The sequence below is a fragment of the Neptuniibacter sp. genome (genome assembly GCF_024231755.1).
In the GTDB taxonomy this organism is placed as follows: Bacteria; Pseudomonadota; Gammaproteobacteria; order Pseudomonadales; family Balneatricaceae; genus Neptuniibacter.
On sequence record NZ_JAAEQH010000112.1, the window covers coordinates 62,186 to 87,655 of the forward strand.

Below are 25,470 nucleotides of genomic sequence, written 5' to 3' on the forward strand. Positions count from 1 at the left end.
GAATATATGGCGCTTTATGTTCAAAAGTACGGCGGAACCTCAGTGGGGAGCGTCGAGCGCATCGAAGCGGTTGCGGACAAGGTTCAAGGCTTTAAACAGCAGGGGCACGATATTGTTGTCGTAGTTTCTGCTATGAGTGGTGAGACTAATCGTTTGATAGGTTTGGCTAAAGATATTCAGTCAAACCCTAATCCGCGTGAAATGGATGTATTGGTGTCCACTGGTGAGCAGGTGACCATAGCATTGCTATGTATGGCGCTAGCTGAGCGTGGCGTTTCTGCAAAATCTTATACCGGTAGCCAGGTTAAAATTCTCACTGATAGTGCGCATACAAAGGCACGAATCCAGGATATTGAGGTTTCTTCTATGCAGAAGGATCTTGAGTCTGGGAATGTGATTGTAGTAGCGGGCTTTCAGGGGGTTGATGATCAGGGCAATATAACAACGCTAGGTCGTGGTGGATCTGATACTACTGGAGTGGCGTTGGCTGCTGCTCTTAAAGCGGATGAGTGTCAGATCTATACTGATGTTGATGGGGTCTATACAACGGACCCGCGTGTAGTTGAAGGGGCTCGCCGCCTCGAGCAGATCACTTTTGAAGAGATGCTGGAGATGGCAAGTCTGGGCTCTAAAGTCTTGCAGATAAGAGCCGTTGAGTTTGCCGGTAAATATAAAGTTCCACTTCGTGTTCTTTCGAGCTTTCAGGATGGACCGGGCACTTTAATTACCATAGAGGATGATGCAGCTGTGGAAAAACCAATTATTTCCGGTATCGCGTTTAACCGTGATGAGGCTAAGCTGACAGTGATGGGTGTTCCTGATGTGCCGGGAGTTGCTTCCCGTATTCTAGGGCCTGTCAGTCGTGAAAATATTGAGGTTGATGTTATTGTGCAGAATGTGGCTGCAGATAACACAACAGATTTCACTTTTACGGTACACCGTAATGATTATGATTCTGCTGAGAAGGTTCTTAATCAGGTGGCTGAAGAGCTGGGGGCGCGTGAAGTGGTGGGTGATAACAAGATTGCCAAAGTATCTATCGTAGGGGTGGGTATGCGATCTCACGCAGGCGTAGCAAGCAAAATGTTTGATGCGTTGGCTGATGAAAATATCAATATACAGATGATCTCAACTTCTGAGATTAAAATATCTGTAGTGATTGCTGAAAAGTATCTGGAACTCGCAGTTCGTGCTTTGCACTCTGCGTTCGATATGGATGTTAATGATTCTGTAAGCGAATAATGCGCTTATAATGAAAAGCTGGTCTATATTAAGACTAGCTGTTGTACATAGGCAGCGTTCTGGCAGGGAATTGGATTGATGCCAGTCTGTTTACTTGTCTAGTTTGACAAGTTCGCCTGGGATGTTTTTAGGAGATTCTACGTCATGTTAATTCTTACTCGCCGTGTGGGCGAAACTCTAATGGTCGGTGATGAAGTCACTGTTACTGTTCTCGGTGTTAAAGGTAATCAGGTACGTATTGGTGTGAATGCACCGAAAGATGTTTCTGTTCACCGTGAAGAGATCTATCAGCGCATCCAGCGCGAAAAGGCTGAAGAGGGAAATCAAGGATAATTTTTTTTAATATCCTCTTTTCTTTTTAAAATCAGTTCTGTATATTACGCGCTCGTTGTTGGTGAGCTGGCCGAGTGGCTGAAGGCGCGCCCCTGCTAAGGGCGTATAGGTTTACCCCTATCGAGGGTTCGAATCCCTCGCTCACCGCCATTTTGATGTGCGCCCGTAGCTCAGCTGGATAGAGTACCTGGCTACGAACCAGGCGGTCAGAGGTTCGAATCCTCTCGGGCGCGCCATCTGATACTTCTATATAAAAGCCACTGCGTTTTATAATACCCAAACCTATTTTTATTATTCGAGCTCGATGCTATGAAGTTCTCTATTCGTCTATTCCCTGAAATTACTATTAAGAGCCGTCCGGTACGTAAGCGCTTGATTCAGCGTCTGCAGAGCAACCTGCAGAATATGACGCGCCGTATTGATGAATCTATCAAGGTACGCGGTCAATGGGATAAGTTAGATGTAGAGTGTGAACAGGCGGATTCAGCGATCTCTGAGCAGGTGGTTGATCTTTTGTCACGCACGCCGGGTATTCATAGCTTTATTGAGGTTACTGAATACCCGCTGGGTGATTTTCACGATATCTATGAAAAGGCTCATGAGATTTATGCTGAAGAGTTGAAAGGGAAAACTTTCAAAGTTCGGGTAAAGCGCTCAGGTAAGCATGATTTCAAATCTATCGATGTTGAGCGGTATGTAGGTGGTGGTTTAAACCAGCATGCAGATACGGCAGGTGTAAACGTACACAAGCCCGATGTTTATGTTGATCTAGAGATTCGTAACGACAAGCTTTATGTGGTTACCAATATTTACAAAGGGCTGGGCGGATTCCCATTAGGTACACAGGAAGCGACTCTGTCTCTGATCTCAGGTGGGTTTGATTCAATTGTTGCCAGCTATATGTCGATGCGCAGAGGTTGTAAAACGCATTTCCTGTTTTTCAATCTGGGTGGGCATGCCCATGAGATAGGGGTAAAACAGGTCGCGCTTCACCTGTGGAATCGTTTTGGTTCTTCAGCACGTGTTAAATTCATCACAATTCCATTTGATGAAGTTGTTGGTGAAATCCTGCAGTCGGTACATCATTCCCATATGGGGGTTGTGCTGAAGCGTATGATGATGCGTGCTGGTGAAAAGGTTGCTGATCGCATGAAGATTGATGCTTTGGTGACAGGGGAGAGTATTGCTCAGGTATCTAGCCAGACTCTGCCAAACCTTGCGATCATCGATGCTGCGACAGATAAGCTGGTTGTTCGACCTCTGGTTACAATGGATAAGCAGGATATCATCGATATCACCCGCGAAATTGGTGCATATGATTTTGCTAAGAATATGCCTGAGTATTGTGGTGTTATCTCAGATCGCCCAACAACTTGTGCGAAGAAAGATCGCGTTGAAGAGGAAGAGTCGGATTTCGACTTTGATGTACTGGAGCGTGCCTTGGAGCGCCGTCAGGTGATCAGTATTGATGAGATTGTTGAGGATGTAAATGTTCATGCTGAGGTGGAAGCGCTAACCAGGGTGGCTGACAATCAGATCGTTGTGGATATTCGCGCACCTCATGAGCAGGAGAAAAAGCCGCTCAATATTCCGGGTTGTGAAATCGAACTTATTCCTTTTTTTGCCTTAGGTGCAGCTGTTGACGAGTTCTCCGAAGAAAAGGAATATCTGCTCTATTGTGAAAAAGGTGTAATGAGCCAGATGCATGCGCATCAGTTGCAGGAGCGTGGTTTTAGCAATGTTAAAGTCTACCGTCCAGGCTCAGTAGAATCTTAGTTCTCTATCCCATATGGATCATAAGGTGTTAAGCAACTTTTGATCCATATCCACCTTTTGGTCTAAAAATCACTCCGCCTTTAGGTTAAAATCCATCTGTTTTATTGCCAGAATTAGACTTTTCGGGTTTAATTGTGGTCCATTTGCAACTAGTACATCCGTCAGTGAATACCCTTATTAAAAAGGGAAGGCCAAAAGCTGCTCACTGGCGAATGGGTTTCGATATAACCAAGGAGCACCCATTAGATGGATAATTTGTTATCAGAAGGCCTGAATTTGATGGTCTTCGGTATGGGCTTCGTTGTTGTCTTTCTGACTTTGTTGGTATTTGCTACAACAGGAATGTCCAAAGTAGTAGGCAAGTTTTTTCCAGAAGCACCTGCTCAGCCAGCAGCAAAAAAAGCTGCGCCAGCAGCAGCTGCAAATAACAATGACGAATTAGTCGCTGTAATGACTGCAGCGGTCCATAAATACCGTTCATAAACAAGAACGGATTAATAATTAATAATCTGCATTAATCGACAGAAGGCCATTACCCATGACCGACGCAAAGAAACCGCTTGGCATTACTGATGTAGTACTGCGTGACGCACATCAGTCGCTGTTCGCTACACGTATGCGAGTTGAAGACATGCTGCCGATCGCGGAAAAGCTGGATAAAGTAGGCTTTTGGTCCCTAGAAAGCTGGGGCGGCGCAACATTTGACTCATGTATCCGATTCATCGGAGAAGACCCGTGGGAACGCATCCGTTTGCTGAAGCAAGCGATGCCAAATACAAAACATCAGATGCTCCTGCGTGGACAGAACCTGCTGGGTTACCGTCACTACGCTGATGATGTTGTAAACAAATTCTGTGAGCGTGCTGCCGTAAACGGCGTAGACGTATTCCGTATCTTTGATGCGATGAACGATCCGCGTAACCTGGAAACTGCGATCAAAGCAGTTAAAGGTACTGGCAAGCATGCTCAGGGCACCATCTCTTACACTAAGAGCACGGTTCATACCATCGATAACTGGGTTGAATACGCTAAGACTCTGGAAGACATGGGTGCTGACTCAATCGCGATCAAGGATATGTCCGGTATCCTGACGCCATACGACGCATTTGATCTGGTTTCTCGTCTGAAGGCTCAGACTGATCTGGAAGTTCAGCTGCACGCTCACGCAACTTCTGGTCTGTCTGATATGACAATCCTGAAGTCTGTTGAAGCAGGTATCGACCGTGTCGATACAGCTATCTCTTCTATGTCTATGACATATGGTCACACCTCTACTGAGTCTGTTGTAGCTGCACTGGCAGGTACGGATCGTGACACAGGTCTGGATATTAACCTGCTTGAAGAAATTGCAGGCTACTTCCGTGAAGTACGTAAGAAGTATGCGAAGTTTGAAGGTTCTCTGCGTGGTACGGACTCCCGTATTCTGGTTGCTCAGGTTCCAGGTGGTATGTTGACCAACATGGAAAACCAGCTGAAAGAGCAGGGTGCATCTGACAAGTTTGATGATGTACTGGCTGAGATCCCTCGTGTACGTGAAGATCTAGGTCTGATTCCTCTGGTAACTCCAACATCTCAGATTGTTGGTACTCAGGCTGTAATCAACGTCCTGATGGGCGAGCGTTACAAAACAATCTCTAAAGAAGTACAGGGTATCCTGAAAGGTGAGTACGGTGCGGCTCCTGCGCCATATGATGCTGAACTTCAGGCTCGTGTTCTGGATGGTGGTGAAGCGATCACTTGCCGTCCTGCTGATCTGCTTGAACCAGAAATGGACAAGCTAGTAGGCGAACTGAAGGATCTGGCTGCTGAGAAGGGCGTTGAGCTGACTCAAGGTGAGAACGAAATTGATGATGTTCTGACTTACGCTCTGTTCCCTCAGGTTGGCTTGAAGTTCCTGGAAAACCGCAACAACCCTGACGCATTTGAACCTGCACCTACATTAGAGGACGCACTAGCAATGGCTGCACCTAAGAATACAGGCCCACAGACTTACACTATTACTGTTAACGGCCAGAACTACGTTGTACAAGTAACTGAAGGCGGTGATATTTCCGCAGTAGCTCCAGCGGCAGCTCCAGCTGCAGCAGCGCCAGCAGCTGCACCAGGTGGTGCGGCAGAGCCTGTAGATGCGCCTTTGGCAGGTAACATCTGGAAAGTTCAGGTGGCTGCAGGTCAGGCAGTACAGGAAGGTGATGTACTGGTTATTCTGGAAGCGATGAAGATGGAAACTGAAGTTCGTGCGGCTCGCGCTGGTACAGTTTCTACTGTCGATGTTAAGGAAGGTGACGCTGTTCAGGTTGGCGACACTCTGCTGACTCTGGCGTAAGGTACTGTTTGATGGATAAGTTAATCGAACTGTTTCTTGCCTCTGGTGCCTATAACATCAGCGGTGGTCAGATCGTAATGATATTGATTGGTCTGTTGCTTTTGTTTCTGGCCATCAAAAAGAATTTCGAACCGCTACTGTTGGTGCCGATTGGATTCGGTGGCATTTTGGCAAACATTCCAGAAGCAGGTCTGGCATACAATGCTGTAGAAAACGCATTGCACTTCGCTGTTCCGGAAGTGATGAATGCTATGGCGGCAGCACTGAATGTTTCCAGTACTGATCCTTACGAGTTGCTAAACGCATACAATAATGCCTCAGCTGCTGAAATACAGGCTGCAAAAAATGTTGCCTATGACGGTGGTTACGCTAATGGTATGTTGTACAACTTCTATAGTGTGGCGATTGGTTCTACAGTTGCTCCATTATTGATCTTCATGGGTGTTGGTGCGATGACCGACTTCGGTCCTCTGCTGGCTAACCCGCGTACCCTGTTCCTGGGTGCTGCAGCTCAGTTTGGTATCTTTGCTACCGTTCTGGGTGCTGTAGGCATGTCTGCGATGGGTATCATGGATTTCAATATTCAGGAAGCGGCGGCTATCGGTATCATCGGTGGTGCTGATGGCCCAACTGCGATCTATGTAACCAGCCTTCTGGCTCCACACCTGTTGGGTGCGATTGCTGTAGCTGCATACTCATATATGGCGCTTGTACCTCTGATTCAGCCACCAATTATGCGTGCACTGACTACAGATGCTGAGCGTAAGATCAAGATGAGCCAGCTGCGTCATGTGACTAAGCTTGAGAAGATCCTGTTCCCAATCACGTTGTTGATTCTGGTGGCTCTGTTGCTTCCGGATGCGGCACCACTGTTGGGTATGTTCTGCTTTGGTAACCTGATGCGTGAGTGTGGTGTTGTGGATCGTTTGAGCGATACTGCACAGAATGCACTGATCAACATCGTAACAATCTTCCTGGGTCTGTCCGTAGGTTCTAAACTGTCTGCAGACAAGTTCCTGGATCTTCAGACTCTGGGTATCATGGCGCTGGGTATTGTTGCATTCTGTATCGGTACAGCGGCAGGTGTCCTGATGGCGAAACTGATGAACAAGATGATGGGTGGCAATGCGATCAACCCACTGATTGGTTCGGCAGGTGTATCAGCGGTACCAATGGCTGCTCGTGTATCCAACAAGATAGGTCTGGAGTACAACTCTCAGAACTTCCTTCTGATGCATGCAATGGGTCCAAACGTTGCGGGTGTAATCGGTTCTGCGATTGCTGCCGGTGTGATGATCAAGTTCGTAAGCTAAGATCTTACGTAACGAAAAAAGGCTGCCATTGGCAGCCTTTTTTGTTTGTTGGAGGCGTGTCCTCACGCCGAAGGGCTTTCTGATTATTATAGTTATTCCTGTCGCTTATGATTTAATGCCCAGCAAGAACTTCCAAGTGTGCCTGAACACTAAACGCCAGAGATACTGGGTTATAGCCACCCTCTAAAACCGAGACTAATCGATTCTCGCTATAGGTTTTAGCCGAGTCCATTAGCAGCTGGGTTACCCAGCGATAATCTTCTTCATTTAGCTTAATGTCTGCCATTGGGTCTTCATGATGGGCATCAAATCCAGCAGAGATGATTATCATATCTGGCTTGTGGGCCTGAATTGCTGGCAGCCAGCGTGACTCAACAAGCTTTCGGAATACCATGCCATCGCTGTGGGCTTCCATCGGGCAGTTGATAATATTGTCGCGAGTGATGTCGCAGTATCGCTCAGGATAGAACGGGTGTTGGAAAGTGGAGCATACAAGCACTTCTGGCTTATCTTTGAAAATATCCACCGTTCCATTACCGTGGTGAACATCGAAATCGAAGATGGCTACGCGTTCAATGCCCGGTTGCTGCAACGCATGCATAGCTGCGATGGCTGCATTATTGTAAAAGCAGAAGCCCATCGGATTATTGTGTTCTGCATGATGGCCTGGCGGTCGTACAGCACAAAACGCGTTTTGCACTTTACCTGACATTACTCTGTTTACCGCCATAACCGCAGAACCTGCTGCTAGGCTTGCTGCATGTAGAGAGTGAGGGCAAAGGGCAGTGTCATCGTCAGTGTAAACTACACCGCTTTCAGGGAGTTTCATCTCCAGGCGCTTTTGGTGCAGATTAGCGTGCGCCAACTGAATCTGCTCAGGTAGAACATGAACAGAATCGAGTCGTTGTAGCTCGTGCATCAATCCTGTTTTTTCTAAAACCTTGCGGATCGCAATTAGTCGCACAGGGCTTTCCGGGTGCTCCGGCCCCATATTATGTAGGCCGCAATCATCATGGGTGATAAACGCTGTAGTCATAGGAATCTTTTTTGGTTTTCTTTTCAGTTTACAGTAAAGAGATGAAGCGTGTTCTCATCATATTGTCTCAATACCTACAGACTACAGTGGAATAGAAATGTTTTGTTGATCTAAATCATTAGTGTTCTAAGGGGTTGGATATAGGATGACCTTACAGCATAGAACTGTCTTGGCACCGAGTGTTTCACCCTACACCCGGTGCTTTTTTTTGTTTGAAAAATGCTTTTGTCCAAAGTGTTCCGCTTTTATACTGCATGAACATGCGTTTATGTTGTGGATGACTGAGTGGCAAAAGTGGATTATTCAGAAAAGCAGGTATTGCTGATTGAAACCAGCGGCAATATGCGTTCCACAATTTTTTATATGTTGCGCAGTTTGGGAGTGAGCAATCTCAAGGCTGTGACAATCAATGATCGCATTCTCAACGAAATATCCGAAAATAACTATGATGTAATTCTACTCGGTCACAATGTCAGAGACAGTGTGACGGGTATTCAGCTATTGGAAGAGTGTCGTTACAGGGGTTATATAAAAGCCTCAGCCTGCTGGATCTTTATGACCAGCGATGCATCTCAAGAAGTAATTCTGCACGCAATTGATAGTCGTCCAGACGACGTCATTATGAAACCTTTTACCGTTGATGAATTGAAGCATCGCCTTGATTCGATTCTTTATCGCAAAGAAGTGTTTGAACCTGTGGATTCTGCGTTAGAGGTTGGAGATCTGCCTTCAGCTATCAATTACTGCCGTACAGGTTTCTCTCCATATGATGCGGAGTATGATGAGGCTCAGTTAATTCTATCCCGTCTCCTCAATGAATTTCAGAAATATGCTGAGGCTGCCAAAGTCGCAGAAAAAAACTACTGGAAAACTCACGATAAAGAATCAGGTTTAATCTGGGCACAAGCGCTGATCGGTTTGGGCAAAATGAAGGATGCTAAAGGGCTTCTTCATGAGTTGATTGAAGAGTTTCCATTGTTTATAGCGGCTTACGATCTACTCTCAAAGGTCCACGAGCAAGGAGGTGATCTTGAGAAAGCTCGAGATGTCACCCATGAAGCTACACAAAAATCGCCGATGGGTATTCCAAGGCAGATGGAGCTTGGGCGTCTTGCAACACAGACCAAAGAGTTGGATATGGCAGGCGGGGCATATCGGAAATCAATAGTGCTTGGGCGGCATAGCTGTTATCGCTCTCCTGACCCTTACTTGCGCCTTGCGAATGTGAAACGTCTTGAAATGACAGGTGCTGATGGCGCGGTTGCTACCGAGCTTTATAACGAATTTGAAAAGACTATTGCTCAGGCTTATCAGGCATTTCCTACTGATCGTGAACTACAGGTACGTGCAGCGTTGCTTCGTAGTGAAATGTTCAATCAGTTGGGTGAAGTGGATGAAGCTAATAAATGTACTCGCGAGGCGCAGAGAGTTAATGAGGAGCTTGAGAATCCTCTAAGCCTTGATCGAGAGCTGTTAAGTGTGACTGGTGATGCGGTGCCTATTCTTGAGCCTGAAGAGCATAAACCAGCTAAGGCTAAGGGGCGTCAGCGTGATCCTGAGATGAGTCTTAAGGTTAACCGGCTGGGGGTTAAGCACTACCTTGCTGGAAAAATGCCGCAGGCGCTCAAGTACTTTGGCCTGGCGACTGAATACGATTCAAGTAATGCCGGGGCTCTGCTTAACTTAGCTCAGTTGTTTCTTGAATCTGCCAGGGATAGTAGTGATAAGAGGGATGAGCGCCTGAGGATGGTGGAACGATACTTGAAATTATCAGACAGACTCAGTTTAGAGGATGTTGAGCGTGACAAGCAGCAACTGCTAAGGCGCTTTCTCCGTCATGATATCTCCCTGTTGCCGAGTGGTTCGCTTGGAAATCTGCTGCGCTAACTCAAAATAGGTGCTGGGAAATCATCCCCGCCAATTTATTCTAGATAAATACAGATCAACCAAATTACATTTTGCAGACGTTTCATGGAAATGGGTCAGCCGCTCTAAAGTAGGGGTAGACGGTGTTATTGCATCCGCGGTGGTTGCTTGAGAAGGGCTTTGTTTCAAGTGCAGAGGAGAGGAGCTGGTAGGTCTATTCGGATATAGGTGGTTTCGTTGACTTTATAGGAAACGTAGGTGTGAGCCTCCAGGTGTTGGGTGTGTGAGCTTGTTGCGATAATACCAGAACTGCATAAGGCGGTTGTTTGTTCTCCCGAAGCGGTTGGCTCAAGGATATCTGTCGGGTCTTTACTATCAATTATGGCGCGGTGTAGGTTAGCTAGTTCCTGGTTAGTCTCTTGCGCTGAGTCGGTGTCACCTACTTGCTGTAAAGCGAATGCAGATGCGGCTGCGATAACTACGAATAATTTGGTATCCATATCAGTCTTAAAATCCATTTTGCGTACTTGATAGTTAGCGTAGAGGATACATTGGGCGACTGAATGTGGAAATAAGAAAAATTCTGAATTTCGGTTGAGCAGTGGGGAGGGCGTGACTAGAAAAATGGCGTCCCAGAGAGGATTCGAACCCCTGGCCTGTCCCTTAGGAGGGGACCGCTCTATCCAACTGAGCTACTGGGACGTTATGGATTTCGGTTGGGGATTCTAGCTTGAAATAAACTTGGCGTCACTATGGTCCAGGCTTTAGGTCAGGCTTTTCCTAAGCTGCTTTGGGCTTTATACAAACCTGAATTTCCTGCTTTGTTATAAAGCTGATCCTGCTTTTTGTGCCCGCGAACAATTGATAAGAGCTGACTCACATTTTGCTGATTGCGATATATTGCTTGTTCGTTTCTGTTGTTCTTCTGTTGCAGGGTTTTTAGTAAACGTTTGATGGTCGTATGGAGTGTGTTGGTATCTTCATCTTCCTTGGAATCAGATGCGTTTTCCGAAGGGATCTGGTAGTTACCTGCTTCAACTTCAATTCCAAAAGTATTTAACAGCTCTACGCGATCTTTTGTGAATTGATGAAACTTATTCAGTAGATCGGTTTTTTCCTGTGTCACATCGCCGAGTCTATCCAGATCTTTGCTGCTTAATGCTTCGAGTTCTGTGTCGTAAATTACGGAGAGTGACTCTAAAAGCAAAATACCCTGCTTTAGCAGGGTATTCAGTTGTTCGTTCTGTTGTTTATTCATGCCAAAAACTTATAGCAGGTTGTCGAAATTAAGCATCTTCTCAGCTACGCGCTCAGCGTTGATCTGATAACTGCCGCTTTCAATTTCCTGTTTGAGTCTCTCGACACGGGCGCTGTCCACATCAGGTGTGTTGGCCAGTTTTTTCTCGACGTTCTGCAGTGTCTGTGCTGCATCGCTGAGCTGAACTGTATCACCTTTACTGGACGGGGCTTGTACAGGCGCAGAGCCGCTGCTGCTTTTTGGAGCAGAGTTGCCTTGTTCTGTAGTCCGTGCACGAGTTGTTGTCGCTTGCGACGACGGGCTCGTGAAATCAATAACCATTTATCCGTCCTCAAATATTTCTCTAACCCGGGTTATCGGCGCCCTAAACAGGAACTTTAGAAAAAAAATTAAATTTTTTTCAATGGGTGGAAACTGACTTCAGTATAGCAGGCAAAAGGTGATGCAGTCATTAATATGCATATATTCAGGGTGCTCGGACAAGGCCTGATTGGATAACCTGCGCCTTGATAATGTTGCCAGAACGGTCATTTTTAACTTTTATCTGTTTGCCTATTTCGCCATCTTCCAGAGCTGTTCCAGAGGCGCGGATAGTGACGCCATTACGCCGAGCCTCAATAAGTAAAGAGTTGCCCTTTCTTATCGCTAATGGGGTTTTCAGCATGCTGGCTGTGATTATGGCTCCAGCAGCTATACTTCTTTTTGTGGTCCAATCCACTATGTCCTTTGAGTCGGTGAAATATGCAGACCGTAAGTTGGTTACATCTACTTCCATTACTGCTAGATGAGCGCTATTTAGAACGGTATTACGTGGCAGGCTATGATTACTAACAACGGCTGGACCGAAGTGATTAACTTGGGCAGAAATAAAAAGCTGCCATAATGGTGAAGGGCAACGGGTTTTGAGAGTAATGCGGCTACCGTTCCCCTTGGGTGTTTGAAACTCTATTGGCTGAGAGCAGGCTTTGAGCTTGATTTTTCGAGTTATAGGGTTAATTTTGATCTCTGTGCGAGCATTCAGCTTTGTTTTATTATAGTGTTCGTGCAGATAACTCAGGGCTTCCTGTTCAAGCTTTTCTGTCTGATTTGCTGCTAAAACTGCAAATGGGGCAAAAAGAACAGTGGTCAGCAGGAAAAGTCGTGTTAAATTAAGAGTATTCACGTTGTTGTCACTAACGTTCAGATTTGGTGGCAGCGTAGATTTATAGAACAGATTAATCTCTACGGGATTGTTAAATCATGTCAGGTATCCTAGATAGTGTAAACCTGCGTACCCAGATGGTGGGGCAGAACAGACTAGAGTTGTTACTTTTTGGTCTGGAAACGGATCAGCAGTACGGCATTAATGTTTTTAAGGTACGAGAAGTGCTGCAATGTCCCGATCTGACTGAGGTGCCGAGGCAGACATCTGCGATTAAGGGTATGGCGCATATCCGTGGTGAAACAATTCCTGTTCTTGATCTTTCTGAGGCTATCGGTCGTCAGACCGTGCCAAAAGAACAGCGCCAGGATTGTTTCCTTATAGTTGCAGAATATAACCGCCGTACACTGGCCTTTCTGGTTCGAAAAGTAGATCGTATTCTGAATACTCAGTGGGATCAGATTATGGCCCCGCCTACTGAAATAGGCGTGGAGAATTATCTGACGGCTATCTTTGAATATGAAGGTAAGCTGATAGAGATTCTCGATGTGGAGCAGATTCTTGCTGACCTGTATCCGATGAATACTGAAGTAAGCAAGGATGTTGCTGACGATAAAGTGCGTGAAAGAGCGCGTGAGCACCAGATTCTTATTGTTGACGACTCTTCAGTGGCTCGAAATCAGATGCAGCGAAGCCTGGAAAATCTTGGAATTAAAGTTACTTCCTGCAATAACGGGCGTATGGCTTGGGATTTGCTGCGTGATATGGCTGACCGTGGTTCAGATGTCACCGAGCACTTCCTGATGGTTATCTCTGATATCGAGATGCCAGAGATGGACGGATATACATTAACATCGATGATTCGAGAAGATGAGCGGATGAGCTCTATGCATGTTGTATTGCATACCTCTTTGTCCGGTGGTTTTAACGTATCGATGGTTAAGAAAGTTGGTGCAGACGGATTCCTGGCTAAGTTCAATCCAGATGATCTTGCGACTGCGGTTGTGCAGCGTATTCAAAAAGTTGAAGGTCATTAATCGGATGTGTGACTCTTTATGAGTATTGCTTCGCGTTCAAGCTTTACAATTACAGATGCTGATTTTGAGCTCTTCAGTAAGTTTCTCGAAGATAGTAGCGGTATTCTGCTAGCGAAGCATAAGCAGTATCTTGTGCAAAGTCGTTTGGGTAAGATCGTTCAGGAGCAGAACTGTCCTGGTCTGAAAGAACTTATCCAAAAGCTGCAAAGTCCTGCCTCCAAGCGTCTGCGCGAGCAGGTAATTGATGCAATGACCACGAACGAAACCCTCTGGTTTCGTGATGTTCATCCTTTCGATATTCTTCGGGATAAGATTCTTCCTGAGATGACAGGCAGTGGTCCGGGTTCTCGGTTGAGGGTTTGGTCCGCAGCTTGTTCAACTGGGCAAGAGCCTTACTCTATCAGCATGACGCTGGATGAATTCAAGAAGAAATCTCCAGGAAAGCTGTCTTCAGAAGAGATCATCGCTACAGATATTTCTACTCAGGTCCTTGAACAGGCTCGTCGTGGTGAGTATGAGATGCTTGCTATCGGTCGTGGTTTGTCTCAGGAACGCCTGACTCAGCACTTTCGCCAGACTGCTGATGGTAGCTGGGCGGTCAATCCTGATATCAAGTCGAGAGTCCGTTTCCAGAGCATCAACCTCTTGGGACAATACAGCTCCATGGGTAAATTTGATGTTATATTCTGCCGTAATGTACTGATCTATTTTTCCAGTGAAAGAAAGACCGAGATTCTTACCAAGATGCATGGTGTCTTGAAACCAGGAGGTTACCTTATTCTGGGTGCTTCTGAGTTCCTATCTGGCTTGTCGGATAAGTACAAAATGATCCACTGCCGACCCGGTATTATTTACCAGGCTATTTGATAGTCTCTTCTGTTAAAAGATATTGAGCCGTTCGTTGCAATGAGCAATGAGCGGCTTTTTCATTTTTGCCACTTGCCACTTGCCACTTGCCACTTGCCCTATTCTATAAAGCGGCAATAAAGCGGTTCCTGCTTGCCGCTTTAGAAGTATTGATGATCTGTTATTAAGACTGAATTGTTTTATCTTGCTGATAAATAAGGAAATTTGTTTGTTGGTATGTTTCCTGCTTTTATTCAGGTACTTATTTAAAGAGGCAAGACAATGGCAATTAGTTTTGAGTCAGCACTGGGAATTCATGATGAAGCACTGCTTTTCCGAGCACGTCGTGCTGAAGTGTTGTCTAACAATATAGCTAATGCAGATACTCCAAACTTTAAAGCACGTGATATTGAGTTTGCACATGTGCTGGAAGGTGTGATGCAGCCAAAAGTTAAGCAGGCCGTTACTTCCTCTGCTCATAAAACTGAGTTGTTAGAACCGGATTTGGCCGCGGATATGATGTATCGAATTCCTCATCAGGCTTCTGTTGATGGAAATACGGTAGAGGTTCAACAGGAAATGGCCCGCTATACTGAGAATGCGATGGATTATCAGGCCTCTTTCCAGTTTTTGAATAAAAAGTTTTCTGGTCTTAAATCAGCGATTAAGGGTGAATAATCATGTCATTAAGTAATGTTTTTGGTATCGCTGGTTCTGCAATGAATGCGCAGACCATTCGCTTGAATACTACGGCCAGTAACCTTGCTAATGCTGAGAGTGTTAGTTCAAGTCTTGATGAAACCTATCGTGCACGTAAGCCTGTTTTTGCAGTACAGCAGGTTGATCCATTGGCAGAGCCGGACAATATAGATGGAATGGCAGCCGGTCAGGGAGTGCAGGTATTAGGCATCGTTGAAAGTGATGCGCAGCTGCGCCAGGAATACAACCCAGCGCATCCAATGGCGGATGAGCAGGGTTATGTCTACTACCCTAATGTGAACGTGGTGGAAGAGATGGCGGATATGATCTCTGCGTCGAGATCATTCCAGATTAATACCGAAATTATGAATACAGCCAAGCAGATGTTGCAGCAAACAATCCGTCTTGGTCAGCAATAATGAATAGTGTGCGAGGCTACTAGCCATGAGTAATGTTAATGGCATTAATCAAAACGTCTTTGATCAGATAAATCAAACGAATAAGTCTTCTGCGGCGGCAACAAGTCAAACGGAAGAAGACAGTGATATGTTTATGCGTTTGATGATTGCGCAATTGCAGAATCAGGATCCATCAAGCCCCGCGGATACAGCTGATTATATGCAGCAGATTGCCACCATGTCTCAAGTTGAAAGCATTAATCAGCTGAATACTTCTATGAATGAGATGTCGCAGTCGATGCTGTCCAGTCAGGCAGCTTTGCAGGCTTCGTCCATGGTAGGTCAATCGGTATACATTCCAGGGGATACCTCTGAAGTGGGCACTGCGGCAAATCCATATGCTAATGGCTCTTTTAATCTTGAAACCAGCACATCTGAGGTTCGGATAAAAGTTTACAACTCCAGTGGTTCCTTAGTGGATACCATGCAGTTGGGTGCTGTGCAGCAGGGTGAGCATGAGTTTGCCTGGCAGATGCCTTTGGATGAGGAAGGAAATTCCAGTATCCCGTCCGGAGATTACACTTTTACGGTTGAACGTATGAGTGACGGTGAATATGAAGCTATCGATACCAATATGGCTTACAGAGTTAACAGTGTGACTCTGGGAGAAAATGGTATCGGTATGAAAGTGAATACAAATGCTGGCTCCTTTGATGTCAGTGATGTGAAACAAATCGGCGTGTGAGGATAAGAAAATGGCAGGTTTTAATACAGCAGTAACCGGTTTGAAGGCAGCAACTACTGATCTAGATGTAACCGGTAACAACATCGCGAATGCGAGTACAGTAGGTTTTAAATCTTCGCGCACCGAGTTTGGTGACATCTACGCTACCGCCGTTGTGGGTGCTGGTTCCGCCAACGTGGCAGGTTCCGGTGTGACGGTAAGTGATATCGCCCAGGACTTCCAGGCGGGTACCATTGAGTTCACAAACAACAACCTGGACTTGGCAATTAATGGTTCTGGTTTCTTTCAGCTGGATGATGGGCAAGGTAGTACTACCTATAGTCGAGCAGGCTCTTTTGAGTTGGATAAAGATGGCTTTGTTGTTTCAAAGTCCGGCAAGTACCTGCAAGGTTATGGTCTTGATTCAGAAGACAATCGTCTTCCAATTGGTGATCTTCAGGTAAGCGAGAAAGAGAGTCCGCCAAAAGCGACTGAAGAGATTGACCTGTCGTTTAATATCGATTCGAGGGAAGATGCGGCAACACTATTTACTCCTTATGATAAGGATGAGCCGAGTTCCTTTACCTACAGTACTACAGTGAGAACCTTTGATAGTTTGGGTAATGAACATACCATCAAGTTTAATATGGTGGAGCAGCCTCCTTTCCGTGAGGTGCAGACCTTAGACTTCTCTGTGCAGACAATGACAGGGCAGGCGGTTGTCAGCGGTGGTACGGTGAATCTGGCCAATTTGCAAAAAGGTGTAGGTATCGATCCTGATGATGCGGATACCACACTGGGTAATATCAGTACCATGGTGCTTGCAGATGGTCTTGATGCAACGGGTGCCGCAGAATCTTTAACCTTCACGATTGGTGCAGTACCAGCATTCCAGATTACGGGCATTGACAATAGTACGGGTGCTTATAACACACCGGCAGGATTGGCAGCTTTGATGGCAAGCCGGTCCGATGATATCGTCTCCGCATACAATACAGGTGGTGGTGCGCCAGAGATGATTGACGTGATTGTGGATCCCGCAGACCCCGATAATGTGCTGTTCCGTTACAATAATGGTTCAGATGCGCCAGCATTGTTTACCATCGCTGATGATAATGAAGCTGATGCAACCGCTGTTGCTGATGGCACAGGCCTGAGTACGATTGATTACAATGCGGAAGTAGAGGCTATCACCACTGCAGATAGCCGAATTGCTACTGTGGAGATTGGTGGAACCTCAGGTGATCAAGTTATTCTACGGTTTAATGCATCGGCCGCTGATGTCGATGATGTTCAGGTGAGGGATACTAGTTCCAATATTCTGACCGATGTAACAGTTACTTCTGAAGAGCTGTCTGCCAGTGAGGTGCATACTTATACCTTCAATGGTGCTGCATTCAGTCCAACGACAGGTAATTTGCTGGGTGATGCCAATATCACGATTGGTGGAGTTTCTATTCAGCTCACAGGTGGTTCATCCCAGCAGGTAGTCGAGGATACTATAGAAGCAAACCAGGCGGCTATTATTGATGCTAACCCTGATGTACAGTCAGTTCTGTTTAACAGCTCAGGGCAATTGGTTGTTACCTTTGCACCAGAATCCGGAAACGTTAATGATGGAGTTCTGGAGATAGATTTTGGTGATGTGGATCCTGGGGTGGGTGTTATACCTATTATGGGTGGAACGCCTGAAGTAGAAACCGGTGATAACTCCTATCAGGGTATCTACAGTATGTATGCATACCTGAACGGTTCTGAGCTGCTGGATGTGGGTAAGGCTGTTGATCCAGGTGAGCCGGGAACAACTGAGCCGGGCCCGGTTTTGGTTGAGTTCAATTCTACTAACGGTCTTCTGCAGTCTATTAATGGTGAAAATGTTCCTCTTGGTGGTACTGCTCCTAGTATCACGATTGCAGGAGCAGATCCGGCAAACCCTGTAACAACTATTTCTTTGGATCTAAGTAATACAACTCAGTTTGCTTCGGCTTCCATCGTTAAAGCTTCCACTCAGGATGGTTACACCAAAGGTGACCTGATCGGGGTGACCTTCTCTGAGACAGGTGAAATGGTGGCTAGCTTCTCCAATGGTGAAAACCAGAATCTGGGTGTGGTGGCTATCGCTACCTTTGAAAACCAGTCAGGGTTACAGCCTTCAGGGGACACAGAATGGACGGCAACACTGACGTCAGGTGCGGCAATTGTTAACCCGCCGGGTACTGGTCTGAACGGTACGCTTCGTTCTGCTGCTCTTGAACAATCCAACGTTGACCTTTCCGCTGAGCTGGTAAATCTTATCGAAGCGCAGCGTAACTTCCAGGCCAACTCTAAGACTCTAGAGACCTTGAATACGGTGACACAGAATATCCTGCAGATCTAATAGCGATTCTCTGTACTTTATTCTCATTATCCCTAAGGGCTGCATTATGCGGCCTTTTTTGTTTTTTGGCACACCCATTGCTACGTATAGGTAAAGGTAAGTAATTATCGGTTTGCGGTTTAGTGTAATTGGCCGCCATAGTTTGGGAAAAGAAAGATGGATAAGGTTCTTTATTTAGCAATGAGTGGCGCGCGCGAGAATATGCTTGCGCAGCAAGCTCATGCCAATAACCTTGCAAATGCGAATACAACAGGGTTTAAGGCCGATCTGGCTCAAGCCCGTGCGATGCAAGTGTTTGGGGAAGGTCATGCTTCTCGCGTTTATGCCCAGACAGAGCGTCCTGCAACCGATACTACCCACGGAACTTTGATTGAAACCGGACGTAAGCTTGATGTAGCGCTTGCTGGAGATGGCTGGCTTACGGTTATCAAACCTGACGGAACGGAAGGTTATACCCGAGGCGGCAAACTGCAGATCAATGCCGCTAACCAGTTGGTTACGGGCAGTGGTTTGCCGGTGATGGGCAACGGCGGAATTCCCATTGTTTTGCCGCCTTTTGAGAATATCGATATCTCTACAAACGGCATTATCACGTTAAAACCTTTAGGTGAAAATGCTGCGGAGCTGTTAGTGGCCGATCAATTAAAACTGGTTAACCCAGACCCGCAAACGTTGTTTAAGGGGCCTGATGGTTTGATGACAACCGGAAACGAAATTCCGGCTGCGCTTGATGCAAATGTTCGCATTCGTTCGGGGTATATAGAAGCAAGTAATGTGAATGCTGTAAGTGAGCTGACCGGAATTATCACTTCATCCCGTCAGTTCGAAATGCAGATCAAAATGATGAAAACAGCAGAAGAGAACTCAGAAGCTGCTGCAACCATTTTGAAAATATCTTAACGATCACTGAGGATAGATAGATGCAAGGTGCATTGAATGTCGCAAAAACAGGTATGACCGCACAGGACACCAATCTGAAGGTGATTTCGAACAACCTGGCGAACGTATCAACGGTTGGTTTCAAAAAAGATAATGTCGTTTTTGAAGATCTTATGTATCAAATCCGCCGTCAGCCAGGTGCACAAACAGCTGAAGAGGCGCAATTGCCCTCAGGTCTGCAGGTTGGTCTTGGGGTACGTACAGTGGGTACCCAGAAGGTCTTCAGTACAGGTGAAATTGAGATTACTGAAGAATCGTTTGATGTCGCAATCAATGGTCGCGGTTTTTTGCAGGTTACACTTCCAAATGGTGATCAAGCTTATACCCGAAATGGGCAGCTACACCTGAATGCTGATAATGAGTTGGTTACTGCAGAAGGCTATTTGATTGAACCTGCCATCACTCTTCCAGGGGAAGTGGTTAACTTTTCTATCAGTTCCGATGGCGTGGTTGAGGTGATCACCGCAGGGGATCCTCAGCCCACAGAAATTGGCCAGATTCAATTGGCCGACTTCGTTAACCCGCAGGGTTTGGCTGCATTAGGCCAAAACATGTTCCAAGAGTCAGGTGCGAGTGGCGCGCCGTTGGTTAGTAACCCAGGTGAAAATGGAACTGGGGTTATGGTTCAAGGCGCGTTGGAAGGATCGAACGTTAACTCGGTTCAAGAGCTGGTAGATATGATTACTACGCAGCGTGCTTATGAGATGAATTCAAAAGTGATCTCAACAGCTGATGAGATGCTTTCTTACGTGAGCCAGCAGCTTTAATTAGCTAGGTGATTAAGATGAAAAAAGTGATTCTAGCCCTGATTTCTGCAAGCTTTGTTTTGACGGGATGCGTCCAGAAACAGGTTAAACCTAATAATCCGGAATATGCACCAATCACACCGGCGAAACTGGTACAACCTAAAGCGGTTGATGGATCTATCTACAACGCTGCAACCAGCATGAATCTGTACGGTGATGGTCGTGCTCATCGGATTGGCGATATCCTGACGATTACTCTGCAGGAAAGTACGAGCTCGCAGAAGAGCGCGACTACTGAGATGGATAAATCGGGTAGTACCACTTTAACTACACCAACACTTCTGGGCCATGAGACGCGTGTATTAGGTAAACCTCTGAGTGCGTCCATCACTGCGCCGACCACTACCTTCTCCGGTGAAGGTACATCGGACATGAGCAATAACCTGACCGGTAGTATCACCGTGACAGTTCATGATGTTCTGCCAAATGGAGTGTTGTTGGTTCGTGGCGAAAAGTGGCTGACTCTGAATCAGGGTGATGAATATATCCGCATCAGCGGCATGATCCGCCCGCAGGATATCGGCTCTAATAACACTGTTGAATCCACTAAAATTGCCGACGCGCGTATCGCTTATAGCGGCACGGGTGCTGTGCATGACACTAACGTGATGGGCTGGATGTCTAAATTCTTTGTCAGCGCGTTGATGCCGTTCTAAGGAGAATTGAGATGAAAAGAGCACTTTTCCTAATTGCATCTGTTCTACTGAGTTTGTCAGTAGAAGCAAGCCGCCTGAAAGATATGGTTAGTATCTCAGGTGTGCGCTCCAACCAATTAGTTGGTTATGGATTGGTAGTAGGCTTGGATGGTACGGGCGATAAGACGTCTTTTACCTCCCAGACATTCCGAAATATGCTGAATAACTTTGGTGTGGCGATTCCTTCCACAACCAATCCGTCATCCAAGAACATTGCTGCTGTAGCGATTCATGCTGAGCTTCCAGCGTTCGCTAAGCCTGGTCAGGCAATTGATATTACGGTTTCAGCCATAGGTGATGCGAAAAGTCTGCGTGGCGGAAGCCTGTTGATGTCCCCTTTGAAAGGTGCTGACGGTCAGGTTTATGCGGTGGCTCAAGGTAATCTAGTGGTGTCTGGTTTCGGTGTTCAGGGCGCAGACGGTTCTAAACTGTCTCTGAATGTACCTAGTGTTGGTCGTATTCCGAATGGTGCTACGGTTGAACGAGCTGTTCCAAGTGGTTTTGCCCAAGGTGACAGCTTGGTGTTGAACCTACACCGCCCGGATTTTACTACTTCTCGCCGTGTCGCTGAGCAGATCAATAATCTGCTAGGCAATGATATGGCTGCTTCAATGGATGCCACTTCAATCCGTGTGCGTGCTCCACGTGATCCATCTCAGCGAGTTTCATTCCTTTCTGTGCTGGAAAATCTGAATGTAGAGCCTGCTAAGGATGCTGCGAAAGTAGTTATCAACTCTCGTACCGGCACCATCATTATTGGTCAGGAAGTGCGTGTTTCACCTGTGGCAATCACTCACGGTGGTTTGACGGTTGCAATTACCGAGCAGCCTGATGTTGATCAGCCAAATGCTTTAGGTCAAGGGCAGACAGTGGTTACTCCACGTACGGGTATCGAAGTGGATGCGGGTTCCGGGCATATGTTTGAGTTCTCTCCGGGTACCAATCTGCAGGATATTGTGGAGGCCGTAAACCAGGTGGGTGCTGCCCCGGGTGATCTGATGGCTATTCTGGAAGCCTTGAAACAGGCCGGTGCCTTAAAAGCAGAGCTAGTGGTGATCTAGATGATTAAAACTAACGCGGGTAGTAACACTCAGCTCTATACCGATCTGGCTGAGTTACAGAAGCTAAAAGCCTCAGCGAAGACTGACAGTAAAGAAAGTCTTCAGATGGCTGCTCAACAGTTCGAGCAACTGTTTTTGAATATGCTGCTGCGTACTATGCGTGATGCCAATGCTGCATTTGGTGATGATAACTTCATGAATAGCAGCCAGACCAAGTTTTACCAGAGCATGTATGACAACCAGATAGCTCTGGAACTGGCGAACAACAAGGGTATTGGGCTTTCTGATGTTCTGGTTAGACAATTGGGCGGCCAGGCAGGTGAGAGGGTTAATCCTGATGTAAAAGCGCCTGATATGGATGCTAGGCAGCTAAATCAGGCTTTTGATCAGGCTGCTTCAATCGCTGCGTCTGCTCTTTTGGCAAAAGCGGAAGGTCGAGAAAATCCACCAGGGATTACTCTGACGGAAGAGCAGAAAAATACAGTGAAAGAGGTTTTTCAGCAGCAGCTAGATGCTGTTGCTAAAGCGCCCGTTGCAAATCTTCCAGATCGTTTCGAAAGCCCAGAGCAGTTTGTGGAAAACCTGATGCCTTTGGCTGAAAAGGTGGCGGGAGAACTGGGTGTTGACCCTCGTGTTCTTCTGGCCCAGTCAGCATTGGAAACCGGTTGGGGCAAATTTATGGTGCGCTCTCCTGATGGCAGCAACAGTAATAATCTGTTCAACATCAAAGCAGACACGCGTTGGGATGGCGCAAGCGCTCGGGTTTCTACTTTAGAGTACAGGGACGGTATTGCGCAGCGGGAAAAGGCAGCTTTCCGCAGTTATGACAGCTATGAAGATAGCTTTAGGGATTACGTGGATTTTCTGAAAAGTAGTCCTCGTTACAAGATAGCACTGGAGAGTGCTGCTGATCCCTATGATTACGTTCGGCAATTACAGGAAGCAGGTTACGCAACTGATCCTAAATATGCTGAGAAGATTAAAAATATTTTTGAGGGCGAACTGCTGGCAAGCAAAGGCACAGATTCTAAAGAAGGCTGAGTATACGCCGATAAGCTATTACTCACCCTCCTAAATATTGCCTTTGCAATTTAAGCAGCATATCCCCCACAGGAGTTGATTATGTCCGGTTTTGGTTTACTTACATTAGGCACGCAAAGCCTACAGGCAAATCAGACTGCTCTTAATGTGACCGGTCAAAACATCAGTAATGTTAATACTGAGGGTTACACTCGCCAAAAGCCTGTATTCCAGTCTCGTGAGTTTTATGCGGGCGTTGAGGTTAGTGAGGTTGATCGACTGGCAGACCAATTCCTCAATAGGCAGATCTGGGCTGATAGCGCTACGCATAGTAGTTACGATGCATTTGAAGATTATGCGAATGAGCTGGATAACCTTATGGCATCTGATGTCACAAGTGTTTCCAAAGCTATGGATGATTATTTTGGTTCGTTGCAGCAAGCGGTTGATGACCCGGTGAGCTTGCCAAACAGGGAACTGTTTATTGCTAATACAGAAGCACTGGTTAAACGCTTCAACGACCTTGATGCCAATATCCGTCGTCAGCAAGATACTATTAATGGACGTCTGGAAAGTAGTGTTTCTGCAATAAATACGATCGCCTCTCATATAGCTGAGTTGAATGACGATATCCGAATCGCTCAAGCTGCCGGAAATGTTGCCAGTGAAATGTTGGATCAGCGAGACCAGCAGCTGGAAGCATTGTCTGAATATGTGAGTTTCACAACTATCGAACAGCCTACCGGCGAAATGAGTGTCTTTGTTGGTAACGGTGAGCCTTTAGTTGTTGGTCTGTCAGCAAACTCCATGACAACTCTGATTAGTCCGGCCGATACATCGCAGCTAAATGTTGGCATTGTTATCGGTAGTAATGTCGGGGATATCACCAATCAACTAAGCGGCGGGAAAATTGGTGGAGCGTTAGATTATCGAGAAACCATTCTGAACAATACGCTTGATGAGCTGGGTCGTATGGCAATTGTGTTTGCCGAGACTATGAATGAGCAGCATCAGAAAGGGATGGATCTGGATGGTGATGCCGGTGGATTGATGTTTTCGGATATCAATGATTCCAGCCTTACTGGCAGCCGAGTGCTTTCAGAGAGAGATAATGCCAGACCAGCAACAGGTAGCGTAGTAATTAATGATGTCACACAGTTGGTTGCGACTGAGTATGAGCTTTCTTTTAATACAACAGACAGCTTTACCTTAGTCAGAGGTAGTGATGATCTGAGGCAGACTAACGAATCAATGACTGAGGTTGCCGCGGCATCAGATGTTGATGAAGATGGTGAATTCTTCTTTGATAGTGCCAATGGCATTCTGAGACTACGAGTTGATGGGGTTACGCTAAGCCTTGAATCTTCAGAGATCTTTGCCCCAGGTGATAAGTTTCTTGTCCGACCGGTGAGAACAGGGGCATCGGATATCGAAAGTGTATTAAATAATGCTCGTCAGTTGGCATTGGCTACTCCATTAGCCGTTTCCGAACATGTTGCGAATTCAGGTACAGGGGAGGTTTCAGTCACTGTGACTGAAATAGAATATGATGTTCTATCCCAAGTGCCGAATACGGCTGTGCCGCCTTCTGTGGCAGGTTTGGAAGTGAATGCTGATGAAGCCAATGCGGGTACTGTGGCTATACAAGTGACTGACCCTGCACGGATCAACAATCTGACATACCCTCTAAGTCTGACTCACAATGCAGGTGACTATGCCATTGTCGATGGCGACGGAAACCCTCTTGGCGGTTCACCTTTCACCCCCGCATTAGGTGTGATTGATCTGTCCACTGAATTTGGCCTATCCATAACGGTAGGTGGTGTGCCTCTTGATGGAGAGGTTTCCCAGATTGAGTATGACTCTACAACAATTAACGATACCAGCCTCACCCCACCTGTTGAGGTATCTTTCCTGAGTGAGCTTCAAGGTGTGGCGTACACTGGAAATGATCTGGTTACTGCGCCAACAGGTGTGAGTGCTACCGATGTTTCTACAGGCATGACCTTCTCCTCCGTTGCTATCAACAATGCTGAGGTTGCGGGCAGTGTTGATTACCCATTAACCCTGACCTACAACAATGGCACAGGTGTTTTTGATATCGACGATGTGAACGGAAATACACTGGCGTTTACTGGTACTTTCACCGGAACCAATATGACTATTCCGGAGATCGGAGTGTCAATTGATGTGGCGGCAGTACCTGTTTTTGCAGGAGGTGAGCAATTTACCCTGGCACCGACTACACAGAATGAGGTGCAGTATTCCCCGATATTTAGTGCCGTGACTGGGCAGCCATCGGCAGCAGGTGCAATTGACGCTCGTGTAACTGATACCAGTACAGTGAATTCAGCCAACTATCCGCTGACCGTTACTTATAGTTCCAGTGGTCCTGATGTTTACACTGTTACTGACTCTACAGGGGCTACTTTACTCAGTGCAGCGCCAGGATCATTGGATATACCAGGCATTGGTCTATCTCTTGATGTTACAGGTGTCCCAGTTGTGGGTGATACCTTTACGATCCAGCCTGATGCTCATACTAATGGCAATGCGAATGCTGCTGTTACAAATGTA

24 protein-coding genes and 3 tRNA genes are annotated in these 25,470 nt (G+C 46.4%); 21 read left to right on the top strand and 6 right to left on the bottom strand.

The features are described from left to right. Positions 1 to 6 precede the first annotated feature (6 nt). The 8 genes from GY843_RS06255 (at position 7) to GY843_RS06290 (ending at position 6,990) form a co-directional block, all read left to right on the top strand. Entirely contained in the window at positions 7 to 1,242 is a 1,236-nt protein-coding gene (locus GY843_RS06255; RefSeq protein WP_297307638.1) for an aspartate kinase, read from the top strand. A 144-nt stretch (positions 1,243 to 1,386) separates the two neighbouring features. Continuing rightward, positions 1,387 to 1,575: a carbon storage regulator CsrA gene (gene csrA, locus GY843_RS06260; RefSeq protein ID WP_297307640.1), complete on the top strand. Its 189-nt coding sequence runs from the start codon at positions 1,387 to 1,389 to the stop codon at positions 1,573 to 1,575. A gap of 60 nt (positions 1,576 to 1,635) precedes the next feature. Beyond that, positions 1,636 to 1,725: transfer RNA gene (locus tag GY843_RS06265), tRNA-Ser, on the top strand. Between the two features lie 9 nt (positions 1,726 to 1,734). Then, positions 1,735 to 1,811: transfer RNA gene (locus tag GY843_RS06270), tRNA-Arg, on the top strand. 73 nt (positions 1,812 to 1,884) lie between these two features. Continuing rightward, positions 1,885 to 3,351, top strand: coding sequence for a tRNA uracil 4-sulfurtransferase ThiI (thiI, locus tag GY843_RS06275; RefSeq protein WP_297307642.1), 1,467 nt, complete (start codon positions 1,885 to 1,887; stop codon positions 3,349 to 3,351). 246 nt (positions 3,352 to 3,597) lie between these two features. Then, the gene (locus GY843_RS06280) at positions 3,598 to 3,834 is read left to right on the top strand and encodes an OadG family transporter subunit (RefSeq protein WP_297307644.1); all 237 of its coding nucleotides are present in this window, start codon (positions 3,598 to 3,600) and stop codon (positions 3,832 to 3,834) included. Between the two features lie 55 nt (positions 3,835 to 3,889). Continuing rightward, the gene (gene oadA, locus GY843_RS06285) at positions 3,890 to 5,677 is read left to right on the top strand and encodes a sodium-extruding oxaloacetate decarboxylase subunit alpha (RefSeq protein ID WP_297307646.1); all 1,788 of its coding nucleotides are present in this window, start codon (positions 3,890 to 3,892) and stop codon (positions 5,675 to 5,677) included. A gap of 11 nt (positions 5,678 to 5,688) precedes the next feature. After that, a complete protein-coding gene (locus tag GY843_RS06290) occupies positions 5,689 to 6,990 on the top strand; it encodes a sodium ion-translocating decarboxylase subunit beta (RefSeq protein ID WP_297307648.1) in 1,302 nt (433 codons plus the stop codon). Between the two features lie 112 nt (positions 6,991 to 7,102). On the opposite strand, the gene GY843_RS06295 is transcribed toward GY843_RS06290, so the two are convergent. Further along, positions 7,103 to 8,026, bottom strand: coding sequence for a histone deacetylase family protein (locus tag GY843_RS06295; RefSeq protein ID WP_297307650.1), 924 nt, complete (start codon positions 8,024 to 8,026; stop codon positions 7,103 to 7,105). A 285-nt stretch (positions 8,027 to 8,311) separates the two neighbouring features. On the opposite strand from GY843_RS06295, the gene GY843_RS06300 reads away from it, so the two are divergent. Next, positions 8,312 to 9,913 (top strand): response regulator, encoded by a 1,602-nt coding sequence (locus GY843_RS06300; protein WP_297307652.1) that lies wholly within the window; start codon positions 8,312 to 8,314, stop codon positions 9,911 to 9,913. Between the two features lie 164 nt (positions 9,914 to 10,077). Here GY843_RS06300 and GY843_RS06305 read toward each other — a convergent pair whose 3' ends face one another. The 5 genes from GY843_RS06305 to flgA form a co-directional block, all read right to left on the bottom strand. Beyond that, on the bottom strand, positions 10,078 to 10,410 hold the full coding sequence (locus tag GY843_RS06305) for a hypothetical protein (RefSeq protein ID WP_297307653.1): 333 nt from the start codon (positions 10,408 to 10,410) through the stop codon (positions 10,078 to 10,080). Positions 10,411 to 10,517: 107 nt separating this feature from the next. Then, positions 10,518 to 10,594: transfer RNA gene (locus tag GY843_RS06310), tRNA-Arg, on the bottom strand. A 67-nt stretch (positions 10,595 to 10,661) separates the two neighbouring features. Further along, a complete protein-coding gene (locus tag GY843_RS06315; RefSeq protein ID WP_297307654.1) occupies positions 10,662 to 11,150 on the bottom strand; it encodes a flagella synthesis protein FlgN in 489 nt (162 codons plus the stop codon). A 9-nt stretch (positions 11,151 to 11,159) separates the two neighbouring features. Beyond that, positions 11,160 to 11,471 (bottom strand): flagellar biosynthesis anti-sigma factor FlgM, encoded by a 312-nt coding sequence (flgM, locus tag GY843_RS06320; protein ID WP_297307656.1) that lies wholly within the window; start codon positions 11,469 to 11,471, stop codon positions 11,160 to 11,162. A 145-nt stretch (positions 11,472 to 11,616) separates the two neighbouring features. Next, positions 11,617 to 12,312: a flagellar basal body P-ring formation chaperone FlgA gene (gene flgA, locus GY843_RS06325; protein ID WP_297307657.1), complete on the bottom strand. Its 696-nt coding sequence runs from the start codon at positions 12,310 to 12,312 to the stop codon at positions 11,617 to 11,619. A gap of 77 nt (positions 12,313 to 12,389) precedes the next feature. Here flgA and GY843_RS06330 point away from each other — a divergent pair, with 77 nt between their 5' ends. The 12 genes from GY843_RS06330 to flgK all read left to right on the top strand — a co-directional run. Next, positions 12,390 to 13,328 (top strand): chemotaxis protein CheV, encoded by a 939-nt coding sequence (locus GY843_RS06330; RefSeq protein WP_297307658.1) that lies wholly within the window; start codon positions 12,390 to 12,392, stop codon positions 13,326 to 13,328. Between the two features lie 18 nt (positions 13,329 to 13,346). Next, positions 13,347 to 14,195 carry a protein-glutamate O-methyltransferase CheR gene (locus GY843_RS06335; protein ID WP_297307661.1) on the top strand — a complete coding sequence of 283 codons (849 nt, stop codon included), beginning with the start codon at positions 13,347 to 13,349 and terminating at the stop codon, positions 14,193 to 14,195. Positions 14,196 to 14,456: 261 nt separating this feature from the next. Beyond that, on the top strand, positions 14,457 to 14,852 hold the full coding sequence (gene flgB, locus GY843_RS06340; protein WP_297307663.1) for a flagellar basal body rod protein FlgB: 396 nt from the start codon (positions 14,457 to 14,459) through the stop codon (positions 14,850 to 14,852). A gap of 2 nt (positions 14,853 to 14,854) precedes the next feature. Then, positions 14,855 to 15,292, top strand: a complete 438-nt coding sequence (gene flgC, locus GY843_RS06345) for a flagellar basal body rod protein FlgC (protein ID WP_297307665.1) — start codon at positions 14,855 to 14,857, stop codon at positions 15,290 to 15,292. A 25-nt stretch (positions 15,293 to 15,317) separates the two neighbouring features. Further along, positions 15,318 to 16,016, top strand: a complete 699-nt coding sequence (locus GY843_RS06350; protein WP_297307667.1) for a flagellar hook capping FlgD N-terminal domain-containing protein — start codon at positions 15,318 to 15,320, stop codon at positions 16,014 to 16,016. 10 nt (positions 16,017 to 16,026) lie between these two features. Then, positions 16,027 to 18,372: a flagellar hook-basal body complex protein gene (locus tag GY843_RS06355; RefSeq protein WP_297307669.1), complete on the top strand. Its 2,346-nt coding sequence runs from the start codon at positions 16,027 to 16,029 to the stop codon at positions 18,370 to 18,372. A 156-nt stretch (positions 18,373 to 18,528) separates the two neighbouring features. After that, positions 18,529 to 19,272 (top strand): flagellar basal body rod protein FlgF, encoded by a 744-nt coding sequence (locus GY843_RS06360; protein ID WP_297307671.1) that lies wholly within the window; start codon positions 18,529 to 18,531, stop codon positions 19,270 to 19,272. Positions 19,273 to 19,292: 20 nt separating this feature from the next. Next, positions 19,293 to 20,078 (top strand): flagellar basal-body rod protein FlgG, encoded by a 786-nt coding sequence (gene flgG / locus GY843_RS06365; protein WP_297307673.1) that lies wholly within the window; start codon positions 19,293 to 19,295, stop codon positions 20,076 to 20,078. 17 nt (positions 20,079 to 20,095) lie between these two features. After that, positions 20,096 to 20,773, top strand: a complete 678-nt coding sequence (flgH, locus tag GY843_RS06370; protein ID WP_297307675.1) for a flagellar basal body L-ring protein FlgH — start codon at positions 20,096 to 20,098, stop codon at positions 20,771 to 20,773. Between the two features lie 11 nt (positions 20,774 to 20,784). After that, positions 20,785 to 21,873, top strand: a complete 1,089-nt coding sequence (locus GY843_RS06375; RefSeq protein WP_297307677.1) for a flagellar basal body P-ring protein FlgI — start codon at positions 20,785 to 20,787, stop codon at positions 21,871 to 21,873. Continuing rightward, entirely contained in the window at positions 21,874 to 22,914 is a 1,041-nt protein-coding gene (gene flgJ, locus GY843_RS06380) for a flagellar assembly peptidoglycan hydrolase FlgJ (RefSeq protein WP_297307679.1), read from the top strand. It abuts the gene before it with no gap. A gap of 81 nt (positions 22,915 to 22,995) precedes the next feature. Then, positions 22,996 to 25,470 (top strand): flagellar hook-associated protein FlgK (gene flgK / locus GY843_RS06385; RefSeq protein ID WP_297307681.1); only part of this gene is annotated, 2,475 nt, incomplete at its 3' end.

Excerpts from the sequence above, each read along its gene's own strand:
- GY843_RS06350 (WP_297307667.1), top strand. The coding sequence starts at position 15,318 with ATGAGTAATGTTAATGGCATTAATCAAAACGTCTTTGATCAGATAAAT.
- oadA (WP_297307646.1), top strand. The coding sequence starts at position 3,890 with ATGACCGACGCAAAGAAACCGCTTGGCATTACTGATGTAGTACTGCGT.
- flgB (WP_297307663.1), top strand. The coding sequence starts at position 14,457 with ATGGCAATTAGTTTTGAGTCAGCACTGGGAATTCATGATGAAGCACTG.
- GY843_RS06280 (WP_297307644.1), top strand. The coding sequence starts at position 3,598 with ATGGATAATTTGTTATCAGAAGGCCTGAATTTGATGGTCTTCGGTATG.
- GY843_RS06360 (WP_297307671.1), top strand. The coding sequence starts at position 18,529 with ATGGATAAGGTTCTTTATTTAGCAATGAGTGGCGCGCGCGAGAATATG.
- flgM (WP_297307656.1), bottom strand. The coding sequence starts at position 11,471 with ATGGTTATTGATTTCACGAGCCCGTCGTCGCAAGCGACAACAACTCGT.
- GY843_RS06290 (WP_297307648.1), top strand. The coding sequence starts at position 5,689 with ATGGATAAGTTAATCGAACTGTTTCTTGCCTCTGGTGCCTATAACATC.
- GY843_RS06295 (WP_297307650.1), bottom strand. The coding sequence starts at position 8,026 with ATGACTACAGCGTTTATCACCCATGATGATTGCGGCCTACATAATATG.
- GY843_RS06355 (WP_297307669.1), top strand. The coding sequence starts at position 16,027 with ATGGCAGGTTTTAATACAGCAGTAACCGGTTTGAAGGCAGCAACTACT.
- GY843_RS06375 (WP_297307677.1), top strand. The coding sequence starts at position 20,785 with ATGAAAAGAGCACTTTTCCTAATTGCATCTGTTCTACTGAGTTTGTCA.
- flgG (WP_297307673.1), top strand. The coding sequence starts at position 19,293 with ATGCAAGGTGCATTGAATGTCGCAAAAACAGGTATGACCGCACAGGAC.
- flgC (WP_297307665.1), top strand. The coding sequence starts at position 14,855 with ATGTCATTAAGTAATGTTTTTGGTATCGCTGGTTCTGCAATGAATGCG.
- thiI (WP_297307642.1), top strand. The coding sequence starts at position 1,885 with ATGAAGTTCTCTATTCGTCTATTCCCTGAAATTACTATTAAGAGCCGT.
- GY843_RS06255 (WP_297307638.1), top strand. The coding sequence starts at position 7 with ATGGCGCTTTATGTTCAAAAGTACGGCGGAACCTCAGTGGGGAGCGTC.
- flgJ (WP_297307679.1), top strand. The coding sequence starts at position 21,874 with ATGATTAAAACTAACGCGGGTAGTAACACTCAGCTCTATACCGATCTG.
- GY843_RS06315 (WP_297307654.1), bottom strand. The coding sequence starts at position 11,150 with ATGAATAAACAACAGAACGAACAACTGAATACCCTGCTAAAGCAGGGT.
- flgH (WP_297307675.1), top strand. The coding sequence starts at position 20,096 with ATGAAAAAAGTGATTCTAGCCCTGATTTCTGCAAGCTTTGTTTTGACG.
- csrA (WP_297307640.1), top strand. The coding sequence starts at position 1,387 with ATGTTAATTCTTACTCGCCGTGTGGGCGAAACTCTAATGGTCGGTGAT.
- GY843_RS06335 (WP_297307661.1), top strand. The coding sequence starts at position 13,347 with ATGAGTATTGCTTCGCGTTCAAGCTTTACAATTACAGATGCTGATTTT.
- GY843_RS06305 (WP_297307653.1), bottom strand. The coding sequence starts at position 10,410 with ATGGATTTTAAGACTGATATGGATACCAAATTATTCGTAGTTATCGCA.
- GY843_RS06330 (WP_297307658.1), top strand. The coding sequence starts at position 12,390 with ATGTCAGGTATCCTAGATAGTGTAAACCTGCGTACCCAGATGGTGGGG.